Annotated in this window: 28 protein-coding genes; 5 read left to right on the forward strand and 23 right to left on the reverse strand. The window is 40.9% G+C overall.

What is annotated here, in order from left to right:
* Positions 1–12: 12 nt before the first annotated feature.
* The 13 genes from R1T16_RS14065 to R1T16_RS14125 form a co-directional block, all read right to left on the reverse strand.
* Positions 13–231, reverse strand: coding sequence for a hypothetical protein (locus R1T16_RS14065; protein WP_317501755.1), 219 nt, complete (start codon positions 229–231; stop codon positions 13–15).
* A gap of 215 nt (positions 232–446) precedes the next feature.
* Positions 447–842 carry a hypothetical protein gene (locus R1T16_RS14070; protein WP_317501756.1) on the reverse strand — a complete coding sequence of 132 codons (396 nt, stop codon included), beginning with the start codon at positions 840–842 and terminating at the stop codon, positions 447–449.
* Positions 839–1,054, reverse strand: coding sequence for a hypothetical protein (locus tag R1T16_RS14075; RefSeq protein ID WP_317501757.1), 216 nt, complete (start codon positions 1,052–1,054; stop codon positions 839–841). The genes R1T16_RS14070 and R1T16_RS14075 overlap by 4 nt, the downstream gene beginning before the upstream one ends.
* Positions 1,055–1,296: 242 nt before the next feature.
* Entirely contained in the window at positions 1,297–2,553 is a 1,257-nt protein-coding gene (locus R1T16_RS14080; protein WP_317501758.1) for a hypothetical protein, read from the reverse strand.
* Between the two features lie 11 nt (positions 2,554–2,564).
* Positions 2,565–2,867, reverse strand: coding sequence for a hypothetical protein (locus R1T16_RS14085; protein WP_317501759.1), 303 nt, complete (start codon positions 2,865–2,867; stop codon positions 2,565–2,567).
* Between the two features lie 536 nt (positions 2,868–3,403).
* Positions 3,404–3,556: a hypothetical protein gene (locus R1T16_RS14090; protein ID WP_317501760.1), complete on the reverse strand. Its 153-nt coding sequence runs from the start codon at positions 3,554–3,556 to the stop codon at positions 3,404–3,406.
* Between the two features lies 1 nt (position 3,557).
* The gene (locus R1T16_RS14095) at positions 3,558–3,821 is read right to left on the reverse strand and encodes a hypothetical protein (protein ID WP_317501761.1); all 264 of its coding nucleotides are present in this window, start codon (positions 3,819–3,821) and stop codon (positions 3,558–3,560) included.
* 43 nt (positions 3,822–3,864) lie between these two features.
* Positions 3,865–4,734, reverse strand: a complete 870-nt coding sequence (locus R1T16_RS14100) for a hypothetical protein (RefSeq protein WP_317501762.1) — start codon at positions 4,732–4,734, stop codon at positions 3,865–3,867.
* Positions 4,734–4,979 carry a hypothetical protein gene (locus R1T16_RS14105; protein WP_317501763.1) on the reverse strand — a complete coding sequence of 82 codons (246 nt, stop codon included), beginning with the start codon at positions 4,977–4,979 and terminating at the stop codon, positions 4,734–4,736. Before R1T16_RS14105 ends, R1T16_RS14100 begins: the two co-directional genes overlap by 1 nt.
* A 139-nt stretch (positions 4,980–5,118) precedes the next feature.
* Positions 5,119–5,382 (reverse strand): hypothetical protein, encoded by a 264-nt coding sequence (locus R1T16_RS14110; RefSeq protein ID WP_317501764.1) that lies wholly within the window; start codon positions 5,380–5,382, stop codon positions 5,119–5,121.
* Positions 5,383–5,542: 160 nt separating this feature from the next.
* The gene (locus tag R1T16_RS14115; RefSeq protein WP_317501765.1) at positions 5,543–5,791 is read right to left on the reverse strand and encodes a hypothetical protein; all 249 of its coding nucleotides are present in this window, start codon (positions 5,789–5,791) and stop codon (positions 5,543–5,545) included.
* Positions 5,792–5,994: 203 nt separating this feature from the next.
* On the reverse strand, positions 5,995–6,195 hold the full coding sequence (locus tag R1T16_RS14120) for a hypothetical protein (protein WP_317501766.1): 201 nt from the start codon (positions 6,193–6,195) through the stop codon (positions 5,995–5,997).
* A gap of 97 nt (positions 6,196–6,292) precedes the next feature.
* Positions 6,293–6,598: a hypothetical protein gene (locus tag R1T16_RS14125; protein WP_317501767.1), complete on the reverse strand. Its 306-nt coding sequence runs from the start codon at positions 6,596–6,598 to the stop codon at positions 6,293–6,295.
* Between the two features lie 126 nt (positions 6,599–6,724).
* On the opposite strand from R1T16_RS14125, the gene R1T16_RS14130 reads away from it, so the two are divergent.
* Positions 6,725–7,459, forward strand: coding sequence for a helix-turn-helix transcriptional regulator (locus tag R1T16_RS14130; RefSeq protein WP_317501768.1), 735 nt, complete (start codon positions 6,725–6,727; stop codon positions 7,457–7,459).
* A 422-nt stretch (positions 7,460–7,881) separates the two neighbouring features.
* Here the strand turns inward: R1T16_RS14130 and R1T16_RS14135 are convergent, their stop codons facing one another.
* A complete protein-coding gene (locus tag R1T16_RS14135) occupies positions 7,882–8,517 on the reverse strand; it encodes a DsbA family oxidoreductase (RefSeq protein ID WP_317501769.1) in 636 nt (211 codons plus the stop codon).
* 343 nt (positions 8,518–8,860) lie between these two features.
* Here R1T16_RS14135 and R1T16_RS14140 point away from each other — a divergent pair, with 343 nt between their 5' ends.
* Complete coding sequence (locus R1T16_RS14140) at positions 8,861–9,226, forward strand: lipocalin-like domain-containing protein (protein WP_317501770.1); 366 nt, start codon at positions 8,861–8,863, stop codon at positions 9,224–9,226.
* A 111-nt stretch (positions 9,227–9,337) separates the two neighbouring features.
* Here R1T16_RS14140 and R1T16_RS14145 read toward each other — a convergent pair whose 3' ends face one another.
* From R1T16_RS14145 to R1T16_RS14160, 4 genes are all read right to left on the reverse strand, one after another.
* Positions 9,338–9,934 carry a hypothetical protein gene (locus R1T16_RS14145; RefSeq protein WP_317501771.1) on the reverse strand — a complete coding sequence of 199 codons (597 nt, stop codon included), beginning with the start codon at positions 9,932–9,934 and terminating at the stop codon, positions 9,338–9,340.
* Positions 9,935–9,966: 32 nt separating this feature from the next.
* Positions 9,967–10,830, reverse strand: a complete 864-nt coding sequence (locus R1T16_RS14150; protein WP_317501772.1) for a hypothetical protein — start codon at positions 10,828–10,830, stop codon at positions 9,967–9,969.
* Between the two features lie 111 nt (positions 10,831–10,941).
* A complete protein-coding gene (locus R1T16_RS14155; protein WP_317501773.1) occupies positions 10,942–11,268 on the reverse strand; it encodes a hypothetical protein in 327 nt (108 codons plus the stop codon).
* 253 nt (positions 11,269–11,521) lie between these two features.
* Positions 11,522–12,667 carry a cystathionine gamma-synthase gene (locus tag R1T16_RS14160; RefSeq protein ID WP_317501774.1) on the reverse strand — a complete coding sequence of 382 codons (1,146 nt, stop codon included), beginning with the start codon at positions 12,665–12,667 and terminating at the stop codon, positions 11,522–11,524.
* Between the two features lie 102 nt (positions 12,668–12,769).
* Here R1T16_RS14160 and R1T16_RS14165 point away from each other — a divergent pair, with 102 nt between their 5' ends.
* Complete coding sequence (locus R1T16_RS14165) at positions 12,770–13,570, forward strand: DUF3298 and DUF4163 domain-containing protein (protein ID WP_317501775.1); 801 nt, start codon at positions 12,770–12,772, stop codon at positions 13,568–13,570.
* A gap of 11 nt (positions 13,571–13,581) precedes the next feature.
* Here R1T16_RS14165 and R1T16_RS14170 read toward each other — a convergent pair whose 3' ends face one another.
* The 3 genes from R1T16_RS14170 to R1T16_RS14180 form a co-directional block, all read right to left on the reverse strand.
* The gene (locus R1T16_RS14170) at positions 13,582–14,052 is read right to left on the reverse strand and encodes a hypothetical protein (protein WP_317501776.1); all 471 of its coding nucleotides are present in this window, start codon (positions 14,050–14,052) and stop codon (positions 13,582–13,584) included.
* An 11-nt stretch (positions 14,053–14,063) separates the two neighbouring features.
* The gene (locus R1T16_RS14175) at positions 14,064–14,201 is read right to left on the reverse strand and encodes a hypothetical protein (RefSeq protein ID WP_317501777.1); all 138 of its coding nucleotides are present in this window, start codon (positions 14,199–14,201) and stop codon (positions 14,064–14,066) included.
* A 415-nt stretch (positions 14,202–14,616) separates the two neighbouring features.
* Positions 14,617–15,396 (reverse strand): Bax inhibitor-1/YccA family protein, encoded by a 780-nt coding sequence (locus tag R1T16_RS14180; RefSeq protein WP_317501778.1) that lies wholly within the window; start codon positions 15,394–15,396, stop codon positions 14,617–14,619.
* Positions 15,397–15,657: 261 nt separating this feature from the next.
* On the opposite strand from R1T16_RS14180, the gene R1T16_RS14185 reads away from it, so the two are divergent.
* Positions 15,658–16,008, forward strand: coding sequence for an arsenate reductase family protein (locus R1T16_RS14185; protein ID WP_317501779.1), 351 nt, complete (start codon positions 15,658–15,660; stop codon positions 16,006–16,008).
* 180 nt (positions 16,009–16,188) lie between these two features.
* On the opposite strand, the gene R1T16_RS14190 is transcribed toward R1T16_RS14185, so the two are convergent.
* Both R1T16_RS14190 and ileS read right to left on the reverse strand, forming a co-directional pair.
* Positions 16,189–16,569, reverse strand: coding sequence for a TraR/DksA family transcriptional regulator (locus R1T16_RS14190; RefSeq protein WP_252810358.1), 381 nt, complete (start codon positions 16,567–16,569; stop codon positions 16,189–16,191).
* A gap of 7 nt (positions 16,570–16,576) precedes the next feature.
* Complete coding sequence (ileS, locus tag R1T16_RS14195; RefSeq protein ID WP_317501780.1) at positions 16,577–20,008, reverse strand: isoleucine--tRNA ligase; 3,432 nt, start codon at positions 20,006–20,008, stop codon at positions 16,577–16,579.
* Positions 20,009–20,264: 256 nt separating this feature from the next.
* Between ileS and R1T16_RS14200 the strand changes: the two genes are divergently transcribed.
* A complete protein-coding gene (locus tag R1T16_RS14200) occupies positions 20,265–21,788 on the forward strand; it encodes a T9SS type A sorting domain-containing protein (RefSeq protein ID WP_317501781.1) in 1,524 nt (507 codons plus the stop codon).
* Positions 21,789–21,800: the final 12 nt, after the last annotated feature.

The raw sequence follows: 21,800 nt of genomic DNA on the forward strand, positions 1-21,800 counted from the left end.
GAAATATTGATACTATCCGATTAATCGGGGTTCGACACCGACTATTTCACCATTTATATCGGTAAGTATATCAGTTGCTATGAAGCTTAAGCTCAGATTTATAATGTTCTCATACTTTAATATCAATATATTACCTTCAATGTCTTTAAAATTCTCTTGATTATATAAACCATTTTCATCAATTGAAACTTCAGGTTTACTTTCTTTAAGTTCAAGAGTTTTTCTCTGCACATTTTTCAGATAAAGCAAATTAATACTTCCATCCTTTGAGAGTTCATAATCTACAAGTGCACCGCTATATAAAACAGGAATATTGCCGATATTAATTAATGCATATACTAACGTTAAATCAATATCTTCAATTTTATCGCTTTCTAATTCAATTTGTGATCTTTTAAATAATATAAATTTAGCAGTAAGTAAATAATGCCAAATATTATCAAATCTTAATGTTGGATATTTAGTGTCAAGCGATTTGTAAGAACAAGATTTTTACATAAAAATCCCGATGTGTAAGCTAGGGAATTTATAAAAATATGAAATGTAATAATTGCATATTTATTTTCTTCGATATTTTTTAAAGAATGCGATAGTAATTCCTTGTCTGAAGATAATAGTCCCAAGAGTTTTTCAAAATCATACGGGTAACCAAATAAAAGAGATATAGGCAAACCAATTACTAGATAAAATAAGAAACTAGGAATCAAAGAGTTTATAAGTAACTCAAAAAAATCTTCTACAATGTATTCTCTTGAAAACTCACCTGATAAATAACTTTTTCTGAAAAGTAATCCAGGAAGTAATAATAGAATTATTACAAATCCCGCTAGAGCTATGTTCATTTATTATAAACTCCTGATAAACTTTTTATAGTAGTATTTGAAATCTTTACTGTTTGAGTTGCTGATCCACTAGCAACCGCTCTAACAGCATCCATAATTTTAGAAGCATCAATACTATTAAGAAGTATTTTGCCTACTTTACTTCCTACTGGAACAACTGATCCTGTAGTTTTTTTAGTAGATATATGATTTATATTAGGATTCTTAACCATTGTTGAGAAAATTATAATCAAATATAAACAATAATTGTTCCATTAATATCTGTAGTAACATCTTTTTAAGATGTTCATATAGTTTAAGCATTATTATTTAGAGTGCAAACGTATAAAATAACATCTTATTTTACAACTATATTATTTTATGGAGTATTACATAATTTATCTATATAAGAATTACAAGAGATTTCTCCCTCTGGTTGAAATGACAAATTGGGCGATATTATTTATAAATACATCTACCTCTTCTCGTCAAAAAAGTCCATCAGTAAACCTATTGCGATAATAGAACCCTGTTTGAAGTTGATATCAGTGCGGCCGTCGGTGTATTTAAACATGGCTTTGAAGCCTGTTTTAGGGATTTCTGCGCCTAATGTTATCGAGTAGTTACCCTGAATCTTTTTGTCGGGGTTGCGGGTCTGGCTCAGGTCGTAAAAGCTTGTGCCTTCAAAAATAATGGCATAATTGTCGAATATGGGAACGTAATAATAACCGTCAATGTGCGGCTGACCCGAAGTGAAGGCATCAACATTGTTCGAATAATCATAATACCCTTTGAACCCCGCTGTGATTACAGGTTTCAGGCGTAACCTGCTGGACTGTGCTGTGGAAAGGTTGACCAGATTTGGCGTGATCAGCGATATGGACGCATCGACTGCGACCCTTTTGCTGATGAAATCCTGTGTTGACTCATGCCCCAGCTTCAGGTTCAATTGGTACGGAATCTTTTTCGAGAAATTCTCCAGCATCAGATTTATGGGGTAGAACTTAATGTAATTCAGCGAGTCCTTAAAATTGGTGCTTACCCTGGCATCGAGGGTCCAATAAATGGGCACCGGTTTTTTATCATCATCGCACTTCAAAAAGTTTTTTCGGTTATAGGCATTCTGTAGCTTTAAGGAAAGCACATAACTTGTTTTTATGGTGTCCTGTGAGGGGTTAACGCCAAAATCGACCTTATTCTGGTAATAATAAAAGTTGTTTAGCGAGGTCATAAAGCCGGTGCGGTCGTCTTCGGTATAGGTCAGCTGCTCGTTGATCATGCTGTTCAGCACATCGGCCTTTATGGCCAGAAAGCGTTGTCCGGCTTGTCCCTCAACAGCCTGAAGCCTGATGGTAACATCCTGCTCAACCACCAGTTTTATCTGGTTGTCATGGTCTTTGTTCAAAAAACGGTCAAACGTCGATTCACTAAAATTTGATACCTTAAAGCCAACCGACTTTGCGCCTACCATTGGCGATACATTAAGAGGGCAGTCTAACTTTTGGTCGCCGTAGATAAGCGCAACTTTAGGTTTTTGCTGCGGGTTCTCAATCCAGTAATCGGGGTCTATGTTGTCGGTTTCGCTAATGTCTAAATTAATATCTATAGCGAGCGAAAATTCGCCTACCGAATTTTGCTTAAGGCTGATGCCCGTAGGCGTTACGTACTCTGTCTGCGAAAAGGCTGTTGCAGAAAAACCAAGCGCGAAGAGTATAAATAATATATGTTTCATGGTGATTTGGCTTATAAATAAACAACTCTTTGGTTTTCTTTTATCCAGTCGATACAGTCGCCCACTGTTGGCCAGTCGTCGGTCGAGTCGGGGGTCAGTGATATGTCATAATAGGCAAGATAGCTCTCGGCTCCGCTGTTCATGTAGTAGGGCAGGGCATTTATCTTTCCCTTCAGGTTAGAGAGGAAAACGTGTTTCTGAAAATCGTTAAAAGCGCTAAAGTCAGATGCTTCGGGGTTTGCAGGCAGGTCGGCCACCGACTGGAGGCTTTCTAAAACTACCTGTTTTATCTGGTCGCGTTGTAAAAGTGCCATAGGTTGATGTTTAAGGGTTAGTGTTGAATTGGTTGTAGGTTACTGCTAAACTGATTGTCTTACGTTCTGCAAATCAGCTATAAAGCTATTTATTATTTACGAAGTAACCTACAGTTTTAGATTATGGGTTGATTAAATCGTTGATTGTACCGCAAGGGCGGATATAGAGGAACCATGAAGGTTTTAATTTTCCTGTGAAAGGAATAGTTTATTTTTACAGTATGTCAAAGAACATTGCTTCTTTTGTCTTGCCACAAAAGAACCAAAAAGGCACGGCTGAACTCCTTAGGCTACAAATTAGCGCTTTCGGCTAAACCATTCGAACTCGGCTTCGCCTCAAACAGCGAATGCTTCTTAACGCCTCTCTTGCTAATTTGCTCACGCCACAGAGTTTAATGCCGCAGCTTCACTCACATGGCTTACTCGTAGCGATAAGAAAATCCGCGGTCATCTGCTAAAATCCGTGTCATCCGCGTTCCAAAACGCGTCAGAATGACAGATCCGACAACCAACAGCCGATAACAAATAACCAAAAATCAGCTTTTTTCACTTGTGCCGTGCCATACCCGCCTGAGGTTTTGGGAATAATTAAAGGTGTCACGGCTGGCAAAGTCGGCGTGGTGGCGTACGGACTCCTGTCCGGCAAGTCGGCAGCGTTCGTTAAAATAGTCCCTGAAGAACGTAAGCACTTTAGATATCGTAAGGCTCTCGTAAAATTCGCCACACTGCCCCGAAATTATCCGGCGGAACAGGAAAGGCCAGGTCGCTCATCTTAAGGCTGTAGAACTCGTTAACGATTTCGGTGGCGCACAGTTCGATCTGGTCTTCGCTCATGTGTTTCCTCAAGTCAAGCAGGTCGTTAAGGTACACCAGCCAGACCATAACCAGGGCATGGGTAAACTCGCGGCTTTTTTCGCGGTGCAATGTGCCCAGTGTGGGGGCAGGGGCATTCATTGCGGCTTCCATCGTTGTGAGCTTACCGGCATGCCTCATGCAGTTAGCCGGACTGTAAACCGCCAACAATCTTTCGTTTGAAAGCGTCGCTATAGCCGCTGCCGCCTTTTCCGGAAGTTTGTTTTGTGCTTCCATTGTGCTTTACTTCAAAAAATCCTTTCCAACCGTTGGCCATGCTCTGGTGCATTATAGCAATTGCAGCGGCTTCATCGTAGTGCGAAAGGTTACCAAGTTCAGATAGCGCGGCCTGTTCGCTCGCAAGCGTTTTATACTTAAAACCGTCTTCGTTTGCCCTGTAGCCTTTCCAGGTCATCCAATGCTGTTCAAAACTTTCGGTATCGAAGGGGTATACGGGTTTTGGTTTTTCTCCCATACCCTCTTTTCCATTATAAACTGTATTATCATTTATACTTTCATTTCCATTTCCATCTCCATCTTCATTTACTAAATGCGTACGCATAGCGTCACGCATAGCGATTGGGTCTTTGTATTGGCTAATCCAGTTTTGATATAACTTTTCATTGTTTAAACCTAATTGACTAATCATGTTTCTTACTTCCTGAATCTCTTTTTTGTTTAAGATTTTAGGTAAGTTTTTGAAAAAATTACCCACCCTGCCATTAATGGATTGTTTTCCTTTAAAAGAATTTCTTTCTTCAGTAAGCACCTGCATTTTTCCATTTTGCCAACCAGCATCGGTTAATATAAATTTGGCTTTAAGGGTAGCTGTAAGGGTAGCTTCATCTATGCCTGAACAATACATCTTTAGCCTTTTTATGTCATTTGGAATACAACCGCCATGCTGATGCTGATATACAAGCAAGTCGATAAGGCATGCCCTTTCTTCAGGAAGCATGGTGCGTGTTCCTTCGTAGAAATCTTTACTATAAAACAAAAAAGCCGGGTCTTTCATTACACTCTCACTAAGCTGTCAATTATCACATTGTTATAAGTTCCTTTTGAGCCCGAGATGTGGAATTCCATTTCGGCCACGTCTCCCGGGAGGAAGTCGGATAATATTTCGATTTTAGTGCCCAGGGCAAATGGGTAGAACATCCTGCCGGTTTCCTGCTCAAAGTGCAGCTGCTGTACTGCAGTGCCTAATTTTGTTGTTTTTATATCGCCTATAGCGGTGATAATGCCTTTTATTTTATACATGATTTCTGATTTTTTAAAATTTAAGGTTGAATACGTTTGTCATTCCGACAAAGGAGGAATCTCTTCTAATTCCAACAGAGATTCTTCGACTCCGTTACACTTCGCTCAGAATGACAAACGATGCTAAAACTAAAGTTCGTTACTCTTTTATATAGGCATTCTGAAAGCACAGCCTGTTGGCGATGTGGTTAAAGTCGAGGGTGCCGATTTCTTTTTCGGTTAGCTTGCCGTATACCACTGTAGGGGCAAGGTTAGCCAGGGCGTGAAAGAAATCGCCTGCGTTGGCGTTATCTTCCAATTCTTTTATATCAATGCGGTTCTCGTTTTCTTCGTTAAAGAGCACCTGTAGCTGGTCTAGTATTTTTATCGTGTATTCTTCCTGTTTAGATTTGTTGTTTTCCATTTTTTTTGATTTAAAATTTAATGATTGAAGGATTGAAAGGGCCCGCTTGATTTCCCCTCCTTTGGAGGGGTGCCCGTAGGGCGGGGTGGTTTATGATAGTGATGAACCACCCCGGCTTTCAGCCACCCCTCCAAAGAAGGGGAAGACTCATGCGGTTATACTATTGAATAACTTCCTGCACCACAAGGTTGTTGTACTGTATGCCGCTGTTTTTAGATACTTTGCCTTCCAGGGTTACGTCTACCTGTATCTCGTCGTTTTCTTTGTAGCCGTGCAGGTCGTCCATCCTTCTGCCCCTAAATTCTACAAACGCCCTCTGCCTGTGGTCCGGCACCAGGGTTACTACTTTTTTCTCGTGGCCTGCGGTGTTGCGGTACTCAATGTTTTCGATGGTTCCTTTGATTGTCATTGTGATTTTTGTTTAATAATTGAAAGATGAAGTCTTGGTGTTGATGGTTTGTTTTTGTTCGGATGTCCGGGTATTTGTCGGTTTCTGCTTCCCCTCCTTTGGAGGGGTGCCCGCAGGGTGGGGTGGTTTAATTTTTATAGCTGAACCACCTGGGCTTTCAGCCACCCCTCCAAAGGAGGGGAAAGCTCACTCTTGCTCTTTTACTACGCCGACAACTGCAAACTGCTACTGGCTTCTGAATACTTTGCCCTGAGCTTTTCCAGTTTTTCCGTTACAGCGGCGATATCTTTTTGCTGTTCGGTTTCCTGTTTAAACAGGCGGTAGTAGGGCAGGGTCTTCAGGTTTTCGAGTTCTTTTTCGTATTTATGGATACTTTTTAAAAGTTTCTTTGGTGATTTAGTCATTGCTGAATTTGGTCTCACCCCAACCCCTCTCCAACGGAGAGGGGCAAACTTCGTGTAGTTTTTCTCAGTCTGACAACCGGCAACCATTAACCGGCAACTATTCTGTAATGGTAAACCTCCTGTCGCGGTTAAAGTGGAGTATTGCATTTTTTTCATCGTTGGTGTGTTTAATGGTTTTTACAGTTGGCTGTCTTTCGGAGGATGCCGTAACGGCTTGTTTTTCTTGTGTTTGCTCTGCATAGAGTGCTTTTAGTGTTTTGTTGATAATTTGTCTATTATGCTGAATCTTAGTGGTATTTTCCACTTCCGTTAAACTCCTGTTTGAAGCCAGGTAGTGGTTATATGCTGATTTTATTTCACTTAGTTCCACAATTTCTTTTATTATGATGTCTAAGTTTCGCATTTTTTATATACCTTTGTTGAATACAGTGCAAAATTATGTGGAATATTCCACATATCAAAATAATTTGAAGTTAAATTTTACACTTTTTGTGTCTGATTTAATTTCGCTTACCCTAAAGTTTTGATTATGGACGGATTAGAGATTAAAAAAAAGCGTGAAGAGCTTGGGCTTACGCAAAAGGAACTGGCTGATCTTATTGGTGCCAGCCGCGAAACGATTATCAACTATGAAAAGGGTAAGCCTATCCCAAAATCAAAAAGTGAAATATTAAACAAAGTATTGCAGCCGGGTGCGGTGTATCATAAAACCGTGAGGCAGGAAGAGGTAGTGCGCCTTGTAGAAGATTTTGAGAACAAGAATGGCAACAAGTTCATAGAGCTGCCTAACGGGCAGTATTACATGCTTATGCCACTGGCCGAATTCAATGTACAGGCAGGCTTCTTGAGCGCTTATCAGGATGCTGATTTTTTAATGGACTTAAGTCAGCATGGTATATTGGTAGATAAGCCGGTACAGGGGCGCTATGTGGCGTTTCGCGTTAACGGCGACAGTATGGACGACGGCTCCAGTAACGCGATTACCCGTAACAGCATCGTGTCTACCCGAGAGCTGCAACGCCATCACTGGAAGGGTAAGCTGCGCTACCGCGATTTTCCGTACTGGGTTATTTATACTACCCAAAGCAAAATGCCGCTGCTCAAGGAGATTATTGAGCATAATATAGACGATGGCACCATTACCTGCCATTCGCTTAACGACAGTCCTGAATTTACCGACTTTACCCTGCACATGAACGACATCCAGGCGCTGTTTTATGTAATTGACGTAAACAGGACGGTAAGCAAGAAGAGTTTTTATTAGGGGGTTGCAGAGTGGCAAAGTGGCAAAGCCATAAAGTATATAATAGTTTCGTATTCTGAAGTAGTTTTTTATGATACTGTCTTTGTTTAAGTAAGGTTTCACTCCTCTTTCGAAAGAGGCAGGCGTGTGAAAGTATTTAGAACTATCAGCAGAAAAAGGCTTTTTACTTAAGGTTAAAATTGGTAAATCCAGTTATTACATAAACGAACCGCTACTAAGCGTATTTACTCAGTAACGTTTATACAAAAGTGCCATTTTGTATAAATGACAACTACAACGTTTATACAAAAGTATATTTTTTTATAAACGACTACGACAACATTTTATAAAACACAAAAACCGCCCCTGATATGAGGCGGTTTTTTTATGGTATCGAGTGAAGTTTCAAATAATCAAATCCACACATTAACAAAACAGAAAAACTATTTCTCGGCATATACCTTTTCCATAGTATCGAGGAAAGCAGCTGTTTCCTGTGCGCCGCTAACGGCATATTTTCTGTCGAATACAAAAAACGGAACTCCCTTTATGCCCAGTTCCTGCGCTTCGGTGATATCCTGCACAACTTCGTCGGCAAATGCGCCGCTGCTCATGGCCTGTGCCAGTTTTGTAGTGTCAAGGCCAAGTTCAAGGGCAATGTCAATAAGGGTTTGGGCATCGTCAATGTTTCGGCCTTCGGTAAAGTAGGCGGCAAAAAGCTTTTCTTCGGCTTCAGTTGCTTTTCCATACTGCGCTGCAAAGTGGATATACCGGTGCGCATTAAAGGTATTCGCCGAAACCGCCTTGTCAAAATTATAAGTCAGCCCTGTATTGGCAGCCATATCGGTTACGTAGTCGTGCATGCCTTTGGCTTCTTCTATGCTTATGCCTTTGTGTTCAGCAAGAAGTTCGTTCATGTTTCTTGACGGGTCTGTTTTAAGCTCCGGAGAAAGCATAAAGCTCTTCCATACTACCTGAACATCGTCTTTGTGGGCAAAGTGCTCTAATGCGGCATCAAAACGCCTCTTGCCGATGTAGCAGAAAGGACACATGATATCGCTCCATATTTCTATTTTCATTTTTTTTAATTGTTGTTTAGTTAGACTGACATACCTCTAACCCCTCTCAAGAGGGGAACCAGCTTCACTCAAACCTTAAGTAATTGGCTGGGTAAGAGTATTCCCCTCTTGATAGTCCCGATAGCTATCGGGAAGGGGTGTATAATATATTAACCACAAAGGTCGCAAAGATTTCGCAAAGGGCACAAAGCTTTGTGAACTTAGTGCACATTTGTGATCTTAGTACTTAGAATTCTCCGGACACGAAAAATATCAATTGTGCCTTGCATAAAAAGTTAAAACGCTATCCATCAATCCATTATTTTTTTAATTTTAATCTGTTAACCAACTAATTAATAATAATATGAAAAAAGCACTCACCCTTTTTGCCCTGCTGTTTGTTGCGGTATCAGTAAATGCACAAACGGCTACAGAGCTTGCAGGTAAATGGAAACTTGTAAAGTGGACCGACAAAAAAGGCACTGAAAAAGACATTAACGATTATTTTAAGACTACCGAAGTGTATCAGGTATTTGATGCCGATGGCAAGTTTCAGAGCCTTGTAGGCGAAAAGGTAACGAAAGGAAAATGGAAGCTGTCTAAAGACAATAAAAAGCTAACGGTAACAGTACTTTTAATTAATGAAATTTTTGACATCAACTATTTTGATGCTAAAAAGCGGGTGATAAGCACTCCTCAATTGGGGACTCTTGAATATGAAAAGCAGTAGTTTGCCTGAATAAAGAACTTAAATCTTCTCAATCAACGAAATCTGCGTTCCATAATCAAACTAAAATGCCACCCGTTAAGGCAGCATTTTTTATTTCCTGTATAGCATGCCTTATTTTGATACACGCTTATCTGCAAGTTTTTCTTTATCGATAAGCGCTGTGATTTCTTTTTTTATGTCTTTATTGCTTATTACGGCATAGGTTTTTCCGTTAAAGGTAAGTTTGCCGTTAACTAAGGTTGCAGAAGGGTTATACTTTTCTTTTATGATTTCGTTAGCCCTGTTTTCTACGATATCACCTGCAATGTTAACCGAATAGTCTTTTGTGTTGCCGGTAGTAGGAGCTAACACCACTATTTTTTTAACGGGATAGCTGTAAAACATCATCATGTTGATTGCCATGCCGCTTTTAGTATCTGTAATATCAAAGGAATCAGAACGTAGTTGTATGGCTGCTTTTATAATCTGTTCTTTTGTAGGTTTTTGAGATACAAAAAACGAAGACTCTTTACCTTCAATGTTATTCTTTAGCGTGTAATAGTCAGCGCTAATGTCTACGCCATTTTTAACAACATCTATACTCACCGGTTCTGAGTGGATCTTTTTAGGAGTGTCTACTTGGGCTGTAGCAATGGCGCTTAAAAGGAACAGCGCTTTAAAAATGTTTTTTATAAGTACTGGTTTGTAGGTTGTAAAATGGTAACGCATTTACTTACAATTTGTTGTCTTTTAAAGTGTTGTTATTTTTCAAGTTCCTTATTGAAACCCATGGTTATATATTCTTCTTCCCTCTTGTTTACCGGGCGCCCTTTAAATTCAGCAAAAACAGCAAGTGCATCGGCGGGAGTGTTTACGCCAAGTGTGTAAGCGGCGCGGACCCAACGATAAAGGGCTACGCCCAATTCGGTACTAAAAACACCGGGTTTTACCTGAACGCTATTGTATTCTTTGCCTTTTATGGGTGTAAAGTAATCAAATTTACCGCCTTCGGCAGTTTCTGTAAGCATTATCTTTTTTATTTCTCCCGATGACAGCATCACCATGTCTGATGCCGGCGTGTCGAGTAATTTTTCCTTATCTATAAGGGCGATTATTTCTTTGTTTATAGCTGTATTGCTTATAACGTTGTAAGTTTTTCCGTTAAAAGTAAGCTTGCCGTTTTTAAGGGTTGCAGCCGGGTCATATCCTTCTTTAATGATTTCGTTTGCCCTGTTTTCGGTAATATCGCCTTTTATGTCTGTTGGAAATTGCCTTACATCGCCAGTGGAAGGATTTACTACCAGTATTTGCGTCACTGGATAGGTGGTAAACATAAGCATTGCAGAAGCCGATGAATTGGCCCTAATAATAAAATAATCTGACGGAAGCCGAGTGGCTGCGGTAATAACCTGCTCCTTTGATGGTTTTTCGTTTACAAATACAGACGAACCTTTATTTTCGATGTTGTTTTTAAGGGTGTAATAATTTATGCTCATTTCTACACCATTTTTTAGCGACCGGCTATTGATGGTTATCGAGTTAAAAACCGGATTTCCGTTTGCATCGGTCTGGGCTGCTGCAATGGTAGCACACAATACAAAAAGCAGGCTTATTATATTTTTCATAAGTATTGGTTTGGTACGGTAAATATAAATGTTTTTACAAAACAAAAATGCCGCCCGTTAAGGCAGCATTTCGTTTCGTGTAATTATATTTTTTCAGGACGTTGGGGCGTCTTACTCAGCGGTAGGCTCTTCAGCAGGGCCTTCAACTACAGCTTCTTCTTCAGCAAGAAGCGTTTCTTCTGCCTGGTTGTAAAGCATTTCGATTTCGTCTTCTGTTAAGAAGCGCACGTCTTTATGTGCCACTTCAACAAGGGTTCCTGTATTTGCGTCTTCTATAAGGGCATAAAATTTTTCGTTTCCTTTTTTGTCGGCGTTAGTGCCCCAAATGTGGAAATACCCTATTGACTTCACTTTTTTAGAAGTCGATTTTTTGCTCTTTTTAGATTTTACTTTGCGTGTTACTGAGTACTGTACCAGTCTTAAGTCTGTCCTGTTCATGGGTGTGCGTATTAATTTACATTAGCGTAACGCAAAATTAACAAGTAAATAGTTCACATAGGCTGTTTCAATGTTAAGTCTTTGATTTTATCGATAAACTTAACATTGGGAACGTCATATTATTATCTGATAGCTGTATAAAATGGAACGCGGATAACACAGATGCAGCAGATTTTCACAGATTGACTATAGTCATGAATCTGCGGTTATCAGCATGATCCGCGTTATCCGCGTTTCAATATGTAATTAGGTATTAAGAGAAAGCCTGCTCGATATCGTTAAGGATGTCCTCAATGTCTTCGATTCCTACACTAAGGCGAACCAGGTCGTCTGTAATGCCTATCTCTTTACGCTTAGGCTCAGGGATAGACGCATGTGTCATAAGGGCAGGGTGGTTAACAAGTGATTCTACGCCACCAAGCGACTCTGCAAGGGTAAATACCCTAACGCTCTCAAGGAATTTGATAGCGTCTGCCTTTTCACCCGACTTAAACGTAAACGAAACCATTCCGCCAAAACCGCCTTTCATCTGCTTAACAGCAATATCGTGGTTAGGGTGGCTTGCAAGTCCCGGGTAATACACGCGTTCTACTTTAGGGTGACTGGCAAGGTATTCGGCAACCTTCTGGCCGTTCTCGCTGTGGCGCTGTACTCGTAAATGAAGGGTTTTTATACCCCTTAGTACAAGGTAAGCATCCTGCGGACCCAATGTAGCTCCTGTAGCAAATTGTAAAAAGTGCATTTTATCGCCAAGCCCGGCATCTTTAATGATAAGCGCACCGGCAATCACATCGCTGTGGCCGCCAAGGTATTTTGTGGCCGAGTGCATTACGATATCCGCGCCTAGATCAATAGGGCGCTGAAGGTAAGGTGTTGCAAAAGTATTATCTACGGCAAAAAGTATGTTTTTTGCCTTTGTTATTTTTCCTATTGCCTCAATATCTACTACTTTCATAAGCGGATTGGTAGGTGTTTCTATCCAAACCAGTTTTGTGTTTTCGTTGATAAGCGACTGGAATTTATCAAGGTCGTTCATATCCACAAAGTGAAACTTGATACCCATATCCTGATAGATACGTGTAAACATACGGTACGTACCTCCGTAAAGGTCGTCCATGGCAATAACCTCGTCGTTTGGCTTAAGCAGTTTCATAACGCAGTCGGTAGCAGCAAGGCCAGACGAAAATGCAAGGCCGCGTGCGCCGTTCTCAATGCTTGCAAGGGCATCTTCAAGAGCAGTACGCGTAGGGTTGGCCCCACGGCTGTATTCGTAGCCGTTTGTAAGCACACCCGGGCTTTTTTGAGCAAAGGTTGATGTCTGGAAAACGGGAGGCATAACGGCACCTGTATGTGGTTCGTGGTGCTGTCCTCCGTGTATGGTTTTAGTGTTAAATTTCATATAATCGTATCTTCGTTGTCATTAATTTTAGGCAAATTTACTGTAATTTAATTTTCCGCAAGTGCGGACAAGCGTGTTTTACACAACAATAACACTTATACTATGAAACAACTGCTCACCCTTGCCCTTGCCTGTGCGGCACTTACCGCCTGCAAAAAGGATACCGAAAAAACTACCGAAACCACTAAAGAGACAACTGTTGAGAAACCGGCAGGGCTTGCTTTTGAGAATAAAGTCTACGAACAAAAGTCGTCACTACTGTGCAAAAACAACCTTTGCACCTATGTAAACATCAGTGTTCCGGAAGCATCGGGAATGGGAGAAGTGAGCGACAGCATCAACAATAAGATATTCCATGTTACGCGTGACATCGTGTATTTTGGCGAAAAGCCAACCAACGGAAAAAGCTATAAAGAGATCATGGCGTCGTTCATAGGTTCCTATGACGAAATTACCAAAGAAGACCCGGGAGAGGCTATTCCGTGGGAAGCAAAAATTAAAGCTACAGTAGATTACCAATCGGATAACATCATCAATGTTAAGCTGAATAACTTTATGTTTACCGGCGGCGCACATGGTTACGAAGGTAACCGCTCGCTTATATTTGACGCCAAAACCGGTAAAAGCCTGTCATATGATCAGGTGTTCAACGACAAAAAAGCATTTACGGCATTAGCCGAAAAGAAATTCCGTGAAAAGTTCAAGATTCCCGCGGGCAAATCCATTAATACAAAAGATGTGCTGTTTGAGAATGATAAATTTATACTTCCGCAAAACATCTTCTTCAAAGAAAACGGACTATTGCTTTATTACAACCCGTACGAAATTGGTTCTTTTGCCGATGGCTCTAAAGAACTTCTAATTCCGTATGCGGAGGCAGATGCTTATTTGAGGGTGAAGTAAAGTTTGGTAGGTTATTTATCAAACTTTTTCAACTCTTCCATTATTAGATTGGCAGTTTCTTCAAATTCTATCTTTGTGATCAGATGAATATAGTGATTGCCATCTTGATCATTAATAATAACAAGTTTGTTTGTAAAACGATTTGTTTTGTCTAATTGAAACATTGCAGAAAAAAGATTACTCCTAAATTCCTGATGGGATAAGTGTATATTCTTCTCTGATTTTTTGATAGGTTTATTGCTGCAGTAAAAATAAAATACAACATCATTTTCGTGTATATATTCTAATACAATATGTAGCAGCCTTTTGATTGTAGAAATGTCGTTGTAAATATTATCATGGGTGGAGTTAGTTTCTATGATAATTTCTACGACCGGTAAAGTAATTTGTTCAGGTAAAACTTCAGCTTTAAAGACAGAAAATTTTATTAGATAGTTTATGCCATCATTAGTAGTATATGGAACTACCCTGTTTAAAGCCATATAGGGGTATGTTATTTTTCTTTAGGAAAATAAGTATCCCATTGACTTTTAAGTTCCTTCTGTGCGGCGTCTTTGTCTGCCTTGATTTCGCGAACAAGTTTAAGAAGTCCTTCGTTTGGTTTTTCTATATGAAGTGAAGTGGTTTTCATATTGCAAAATTACATTAAATTTAATGTGTTGATTTTAATGTATTATTCTTTTTATCTATCATAGTGGTTTGTAATTGATTGTGTTGTCTATGATATGGTGCTGTCTAATCATTAGATCTTCACTATTTTTTTCAGCGTGTGTGGGAGTTTCTTCCGCCATGGCGGAAGGAGCAGAAGTATGTCAACATATTCATCAAAAATAAAATACACAAAAAACACTATCGTTTCATTTTGAAGCATTATATTTGTCCCGACCCAAAAAACGTTTATTATGAAACTGCTACAAATCATGTTTCAGACATTGCTTTGCGCGGCGCATCATTTTCATAAATTCTGAAGATGGTCTTCGTAAGAACAAAAAAAAAGGCTTCCCTCTATTAAGGAAGCCTTTTTGCGTTCTTATATGGTAACAGAATTAGTTTCTGCTTGATAGCTTAGAGAACAGCCTTAAGAATTCAACATAAAGCCATACAAGGGTAATCATAAGGCCCATAGCCCCAAACCACTCCATGTATTTAGGAAGGCGGCGTTCTGCGCTTTTCTCTATCATGTCGAAATCAAGGAAAAGGTTAAGTGCAGCAATAATAATTACAAATACGCTTATACCTATACTCATCCATGAATTGTCGTTAAAACCACGCCCTACCATCTGGAAATTAAAGATCCACGATGCTAAAAAGCTGATTAGGTAATAGGTAGCAATGGCAAGCGTAGCAGCGATTACAACTGATTTAAACTGCTCGGTTACATTTACGATCCTGAAACGATATAGTGCAAAACACACTATAAATGTTACAAACGTAGCGCCTACTGCCTGAAGCGCAACACCCGGGTAAGCCACGTTGATAATAAGTGAAAGTCCGCCGATGAATAGTCCTTCAAATAATGCATAGGCAGGAGCCAGGTAACGTGATGTTTCCGGTTTAAAGCTCGCTACAAGCACCGATATAAATCCTAATATGGCACCGCCAATAGCAATAGGGTAAGGGTTAGAGCTATTTACCGCCATGTACCAAACCGAAAAAGCTCCGGTTAAAAGCAGCAGCAAAAGAATAAAACTTTTATTTACCGCACCGTTTACGGTCATGGTGTTGTTATAATCTACAAGCACATTGCCTTCTGCATCATATACAGAAGTAGTACCTTTAGCAAATGATTTGTTGCTTAGAAAAGGGTTTTTTGATTTAAATTCCATTTGTGGTTATGTTTTTAGTCTTCCAAATATATAAAAATTAATCAAAAGGCGTGCCGAGGATTGTTCTTGTGGATTTGATAATTCGATGATTTGATAGAAACACACCCCTAACCCCTCTCAAGAGTGGAACCAGCTTCACTCAATACTAAAGCAACAGTGGCAGGGTATGAGTGTTCCCCTCTTGAGGTTAGGGGTGTGTTTTAGTAGCTGTAGTTTTAATATCATTTTTGTGAAACAAAAATGAACCTGTACCTTTACGGCATGAAAGCAATATTTTACCTGAAGACCTGCGATACCTGCAGGAAGATACTAAAATCATTACCTACGACCGATGGCTTTACCCTGCGCGAAATAAAGACAGATGCGATTACATTAGCCGAACTGGAGGAGATGCACCGTCTTGCCGGCAGTTACGAAGCGCTTTTTAGCAGAAAAGCAACGCTGTACAAAGAACGCGGACTAAAAGATGCCGTTCTTACTGAAGATGATTACAAAAACCTGATTTTGGAACATTATACGTTTTTAAGCCGTCCTGTTATCGTAGATGGCGAAAGTATATTCGTTGGCAACAGCAAGCCGGTTGTAGAGGCTGCCATTGCACATTTGAGGTAGTAGAAAATGCAGCGATTGCTGTCATCCTGAGATACGAAGGATCTCTTCTGTTGCAATGTAATTAAGTTTTGAAGTCGAGATTCTTCACTCCACATGGTTTCGTTCAGAATGACAAACGTTGCTGTCATTCTGGCTGCTTTTTAAAACAAAAAACCGCCCTTAAGGACGGTTTTTATCTTGTTATCGCTGCATGTTTTTTGCCTCGATGCTCATTGTAGCATGGGGAACCAGCTTTAATCTTTCTTTATTGATAAGTTTACCAGTTACTTTGCAGATACCGTAGGTCTTGTTCTCGATCCTGATAAGTGCATTCTTAAGATCGCGGATAAACTTTTCCTGACGGATCGCCAGTTGCGAGTTTGCTTCTTTAGACATGGTTTCGCTGCCTTCTTCAAACGCTTTGAACGTAGGAGACGTATCGTCTGTTCCGTTGTTAAGGTCGTTCATGTAAGCGCTGCGTATCAGGTCTAAGTCTGCTTTAGCTTTCTCAATTTTTTTGGTAATTAATTCCCTAAACTCTGCAAGGTCAGCATCAGAGTATCGTATTTGCTCATCTACCATTGTCAATCTATTTTGAAATTAATAATAAGGTTTTTATTTCGTCAAATTCTATTTCTACACCTTCTGCTACGTCCTGAGTAAAGATGAGCGCATCGGTAAGTGTTTCACTTTTAATATACTCTTCATTTGCAATAACGGCATCCTGTAAGATTTTATTGTCTTTAAGGGTTACCCTGATTCTGTCGGTCACTTCAAAGCCGCTGTCTTTTCGGATGTTTTGTATCCTGTTAACCAGCTCCCTTGCAATACCTTCTTTCTTAAGGTCGTCCGTTAGTGTTATGTCAAGTGCTACGGTAATACCGCCTGCATTGGCAACCAGCCATCCCGGAATATCCTGCGAAGAAATCTCCACATCTTCAAGTGTTAAATTAACACTTTTTCCTGACACTGCAATTTCTATGCCGTTGCTCTTTTCCAGCTCGCTTATCTGATCCTGGTTAAAGCCCTGTATCTCTTTGGCAATCAGCCCCATGTCTTTGCCAAAACGTGGACCTAATGCTTTAAAATTAGGTTTTATCTGCTTTACAAGCACACCGCTTGCATCGTCCATAAGCACGATCTCTTTCACGTTAACCTCTGCTTTAATAAGCTCAGAAACCGCTTCAATTTCAGCCTTTTGATTAGCGTCAAGTATTGGTATCATTACCTTTTGCAGCGGTTGGCGCACCTTTATCATTTCTTTCTTCCTTAATGAAAGCACAAGCGATGATATGGTCTGCGCTTTCTGCATCCTGCTTTCAAGTGATTTATCAACAAAGTTATCACCATACGCAGGAAAGTCGGCCAAATGTACACTTTCAAAAGCCTCTTGCTGTGAAGCTTGTGTTAAATCTTTGTACAGCCTATCCATGAAGAACGGCGCTATTGGCGCACTTAGCTTAGCCACAGCTAGTAAGCAGGTATACAGCGTTTGGTAAGCAGCAATTTTATCCTGCGCATATTCACCCTTCCAGAAACGGCGGCGGCATAAACGCACATACCAGTTGCTCAGGTTTTCCTGCACAAAGTCAGATATTGCCCTTGCAGCCCTGGTAGGCTCATAATCGGCATAGAAGCTGTCTACGTCTTTTATAAGCGTATTCAGCTCCGATAATATCCATCTGTCAATCTCCGGCCTTTCGTTAAGCGGTACTTCCGGCTCTGCATACGAGAAGCCATCTATATTTGCGTAAAGCGCAAAGAACGAATACGTATTATATAGTGTACCAAAGAACTTACGTCGCACTTCGGCTACACCTTCAATATCAAACTTAAGGTTGTCCCACGGGTTAGCATTGCTAATCATGTACCAGCGCGTAGCGTCAGGTCCATATTCGGCAAGGGTAGTAAACGGGTCTACGGCGTTGCCAAGGCGTTTAGACATTTTCTGTCCGTTCTTGTCCAATACCAGTCCGTTACTAACTACGTTTTTATAAGCCACCTGGTCAAAAACCAAAGTTCCTATAGCGTGCAGTGTATAGAACCATCCGCGTGTCTGGTCAACCCCCTCTGCGATAAAATCAGCAGGGAACGACTCATTGTTGTCAATCAGTTCCTTGTTTTCAAACGGGTAGTGCCATTGTGCATACGGCATAGCGCCACTATCAAACCAAACGTCTATCAGGTCGCTTTCGCGCTGCATTGGTTTGCCATTCGGCGAAAGCAGGGTAATGCTGTCTACCACGTTTTTGTGCAGGTCGATAAGGTCGTAGTTAGCCTCGCTCATATCGCCCGCTTTAAAGCCTGCAAAAGGGTTCGTTTCCTGAACGCCCGCTGCTACAGCTTTTTCAATTTCGGTATAAAGTTGTTCAACCGAACCTATGATTATCTCTTCGGTTTTGTCTTCCGTCCTCCATATAGGAAGCGGGATACCCCAGTAGCGCGAGCGCGACAGGTTCCAGTCGTTAGCATTTTTTAGCCAGTTGCCAAAACGGCCTTCTCCGGTAGATTTTGGCTTCCAGTTGATGGTATCGTTAAGGTCAAACATCCTGTCTTTAACATCGGTCACTTTAATGAACCAGCTGTCAAGAGGGTAATATAATAAAGGCTCATCAGTACGCCATGAGTGCGGGTAGCTGTGAACATATTTTTCTACTTTAAATGCCTTGTTGTTTTCTTTCAGGTAGATAGAGATCTCCACATCGGCAGAACGCTCCGGTGCAGTACCTGCATCGTAATATTCGTTCTTAACATATTTGCCAGCAAGCTCTAATGGTTTTCCGTTAGGGTTGTCAAGGCTGCCCTGGTGCGAAGTAAATTTACCCTGAAGGTCTACCAGCGGAATAAGGTTTCCGTTTTCGTCTTCTACAAGCATAGGCGGAACTTCCGGTTTAGCCTCTTTTGCCACCTTGGCATCATCTGCACCAAAAGTAGGGGCAGTGTGTACGATACCTGTACCGTCTTCGGTAGTAACGAAATCACCTGCAATAACACGGAAAGCATCCTGTGGATTTTGTGCCGGCAATACGAACGGTAATAACTGCTCATAACGGATGCCTACAAGGTCGGCGCCTTTTATTTCTGCTACAATTCGGTACGGTATGGTTTTGTCGCCTGCATTGTAAGCGTCAAAATCGGCTTCATTGCTGGTTTCAACAAAGTTTTTACCAAACTGCTTGCCCACAAGGTTTTTAGCCAATACTACATTGATAGGTTCAAAAGTGTATTGGTTAAAGGTTTGTACCAAAACATAGTCGATGTTTGGGCCAACCGTAAGTGCGGTGTTAGATGGCAATGTCCACGGCGTGGTTGTCCACGCCATAATATCTACAGCGCCAAAGCCTTTAAGAGCTTCAGGAAGCGTATCGGCAATGGTCTTAAACTGCGCTACGATGGTAGTATCGGTCACGTCGCGGTATGCGCCGGGCTGGTTTACCTCATGCGAGCTTAGGCCTGTACCCGCTTTAGGCGAATACGGCTGTATGGTATAGCCTTTGTATAAAAGGCCTTTGTCATAAATTTGCTTTAACAGCCACCAAACCGATTCCATGTATTTTGGCTTGTAGGTAACATACGGGTCTTCCATATCTACCCAGTAGCCCATTTTTTCGGTAAGGTCGTTCCACACGTCAGTGTAGCGCATCACAGTGCGTTTGCAGGCTTCGTTATATTCTTCTATAGATATCGTTTTGCCGATATCCTCTTTGGTGATTCCAAGTTCTTTTTCGGTACCCAGCTCTACCGGAAGGCCGTGGGTATCCCATCCTGCCTTACGTTTTACCTGATAACCTTTTTGCGTTTGGTAACGGCAAAAAATATCTTTAATGGCACGTGCCATTACGTGGTGTATACCCGGCAGCCCGTTTGCCGACGGCGGCCCTTCAAAAAACACATATTGCGGTTTTCCTTCGCGCGTAGTAACGCTTTTCTCAAAAACATTTTCCTTCTTCCAGAAATCAAGTACTTCGCCGGCCACTGTAGGCAGGTCAAGTCCTTTATACTCAGTAAACTTCTTACTCATTATAGTGCATGCTAAAAAATCGATTTGCGAAAGTAACGATTTTTTCTTTGCGAAAGCAGAAATCAAAAAATATACAATGAGAATAACAGTTTCGTGATAGGGTTAACCATAACAGTTGCAGCAAGAAGCCCTGGCCGCAATGCCCACAGAATATTTACCTATAGTGTTTTTACCGGTACTGCTCTCTGTTTATGCCTAATAGTAATCATATTACAGTGGGTAGTTTTATGGCTTGTAAAACTGTAAAATGATATATATGAAAAAAAATCTACTCTTAGTTATACTTGCCTACATCTGTACAACAGGTTTGTTTGCGCAAGGCGGAATGCTCGATGCCTCATTCGGGACTGATGGTATCCTTAACGTGCCGGACACTGCCGGCAATGCAGAAGTTGCCTACGGTGTAACTGTGCAGGATGACGGAAAAATACTTGCCCTCGGCACAAGGCTTGGGCGGGTGTGTGTTAAACGTTATAATGATAGTGGTACACCCGATGTTTCTTTTGGTAACCAGGGAGAGGTTATACAGTTTGTTGGTTTCAACAGCCATAATCCAAAAGAAATAAGAATTCAGAATGATGGTAAAATTTTGGTATGTGGATATTTAGATACCAATCATCTCTTTATTATGCGCTTTAGTAGTAATGGAACACCTGATGATACTTTTGGTACTAACGGTGTTGTTTCATATTATCCTGATTTTACTGCAAATTCCAGGACTCTTTATCCTTATTGCATTACCGTGCTTAACGATGGCAAAATAATGGCAGCAGGGCTGCTGGGAGATGATGGCGATAGCCAATGGGGGATGTTTGCTGTTAAATTTAATGCAGATGGTACACCGGATAGTGCCTACGGTTACAATGGTTATTTTGCAGAGCAGGCATATGGCTACACGGAATCGGCAGTATGTTATCCTGATGGAAAAGTGGCATTTGCCATACTTAAAAGTTTTCCTTCCCTTACAGGCTACTATACAGTAGTTAAAAGATTAGACCAAACGGGTGCAACGGATACTTCTTTTGGTACAGAAGGTATTACGGAGATTACAAATGGGGATAGAGATTATGTGATAAGAGACCTTGCGCTCCAGGCAGACGGGAAGCTTGTAGGTGGCGGCCTGTCATCAACGTCTGATACCACAGGTGCTGAATTTACGGTAATGCGTTTAAATTATGACGGCTCACCTGATGCGTCTTTTGGAATTGATGGAAAAGTCATTCCGTTTAATCCGGGTAATGAGGAAATGCGACACATAGTAGTGCAGCCTGACGGCAGCATAGTAGGCGTAGGGCCGGATACCAACAGCTATAATTTTAACCTGATGCGGTTTAGCAGCAGCGGTATGCAGGATATGAGTTTTGGTACAAATGGTGTAGCTAAAACTTCTTTTGGCAGCTATTACCACCAGACGCATGATATCGCCGTTCAGCCTGACGGGAAAATTATTATAACAGGCATGGTGATGTTTAATAATGGGCAAAATAATAATTTTTTACTGTTGCGTTATTCAGGAGGAGCTCCCGCTTTAGGCCTTAACAACAACGCCCTTAATCAGTTTAGCGTTTACCCTAACCCGACATCTGACATGCTGTATCTGGCGAATGCCGATGAACTGGCTGTAGAAAACATTTCGGTTTATGATATTTCGGGTAAAGCTGTATTATCTCAAAACAGTGCTGCAAACCAAATTGATGTGGAGCAATTACCACAGGGCATGTATTTTTTAAAAATAACTACCGGGAATGGAACTGCAAACCATAAGTTTATAAAAGAGTAATTCTATACTCTT

The organism is Flavobacterium sp. DG1-102-2 (assembly GCF_033042555.1).
GTDB lineage: Bacteria > Bacteroidota > Bacteroidia > Flavobacteriales > Flavobacteriaceae > Flavobacterium.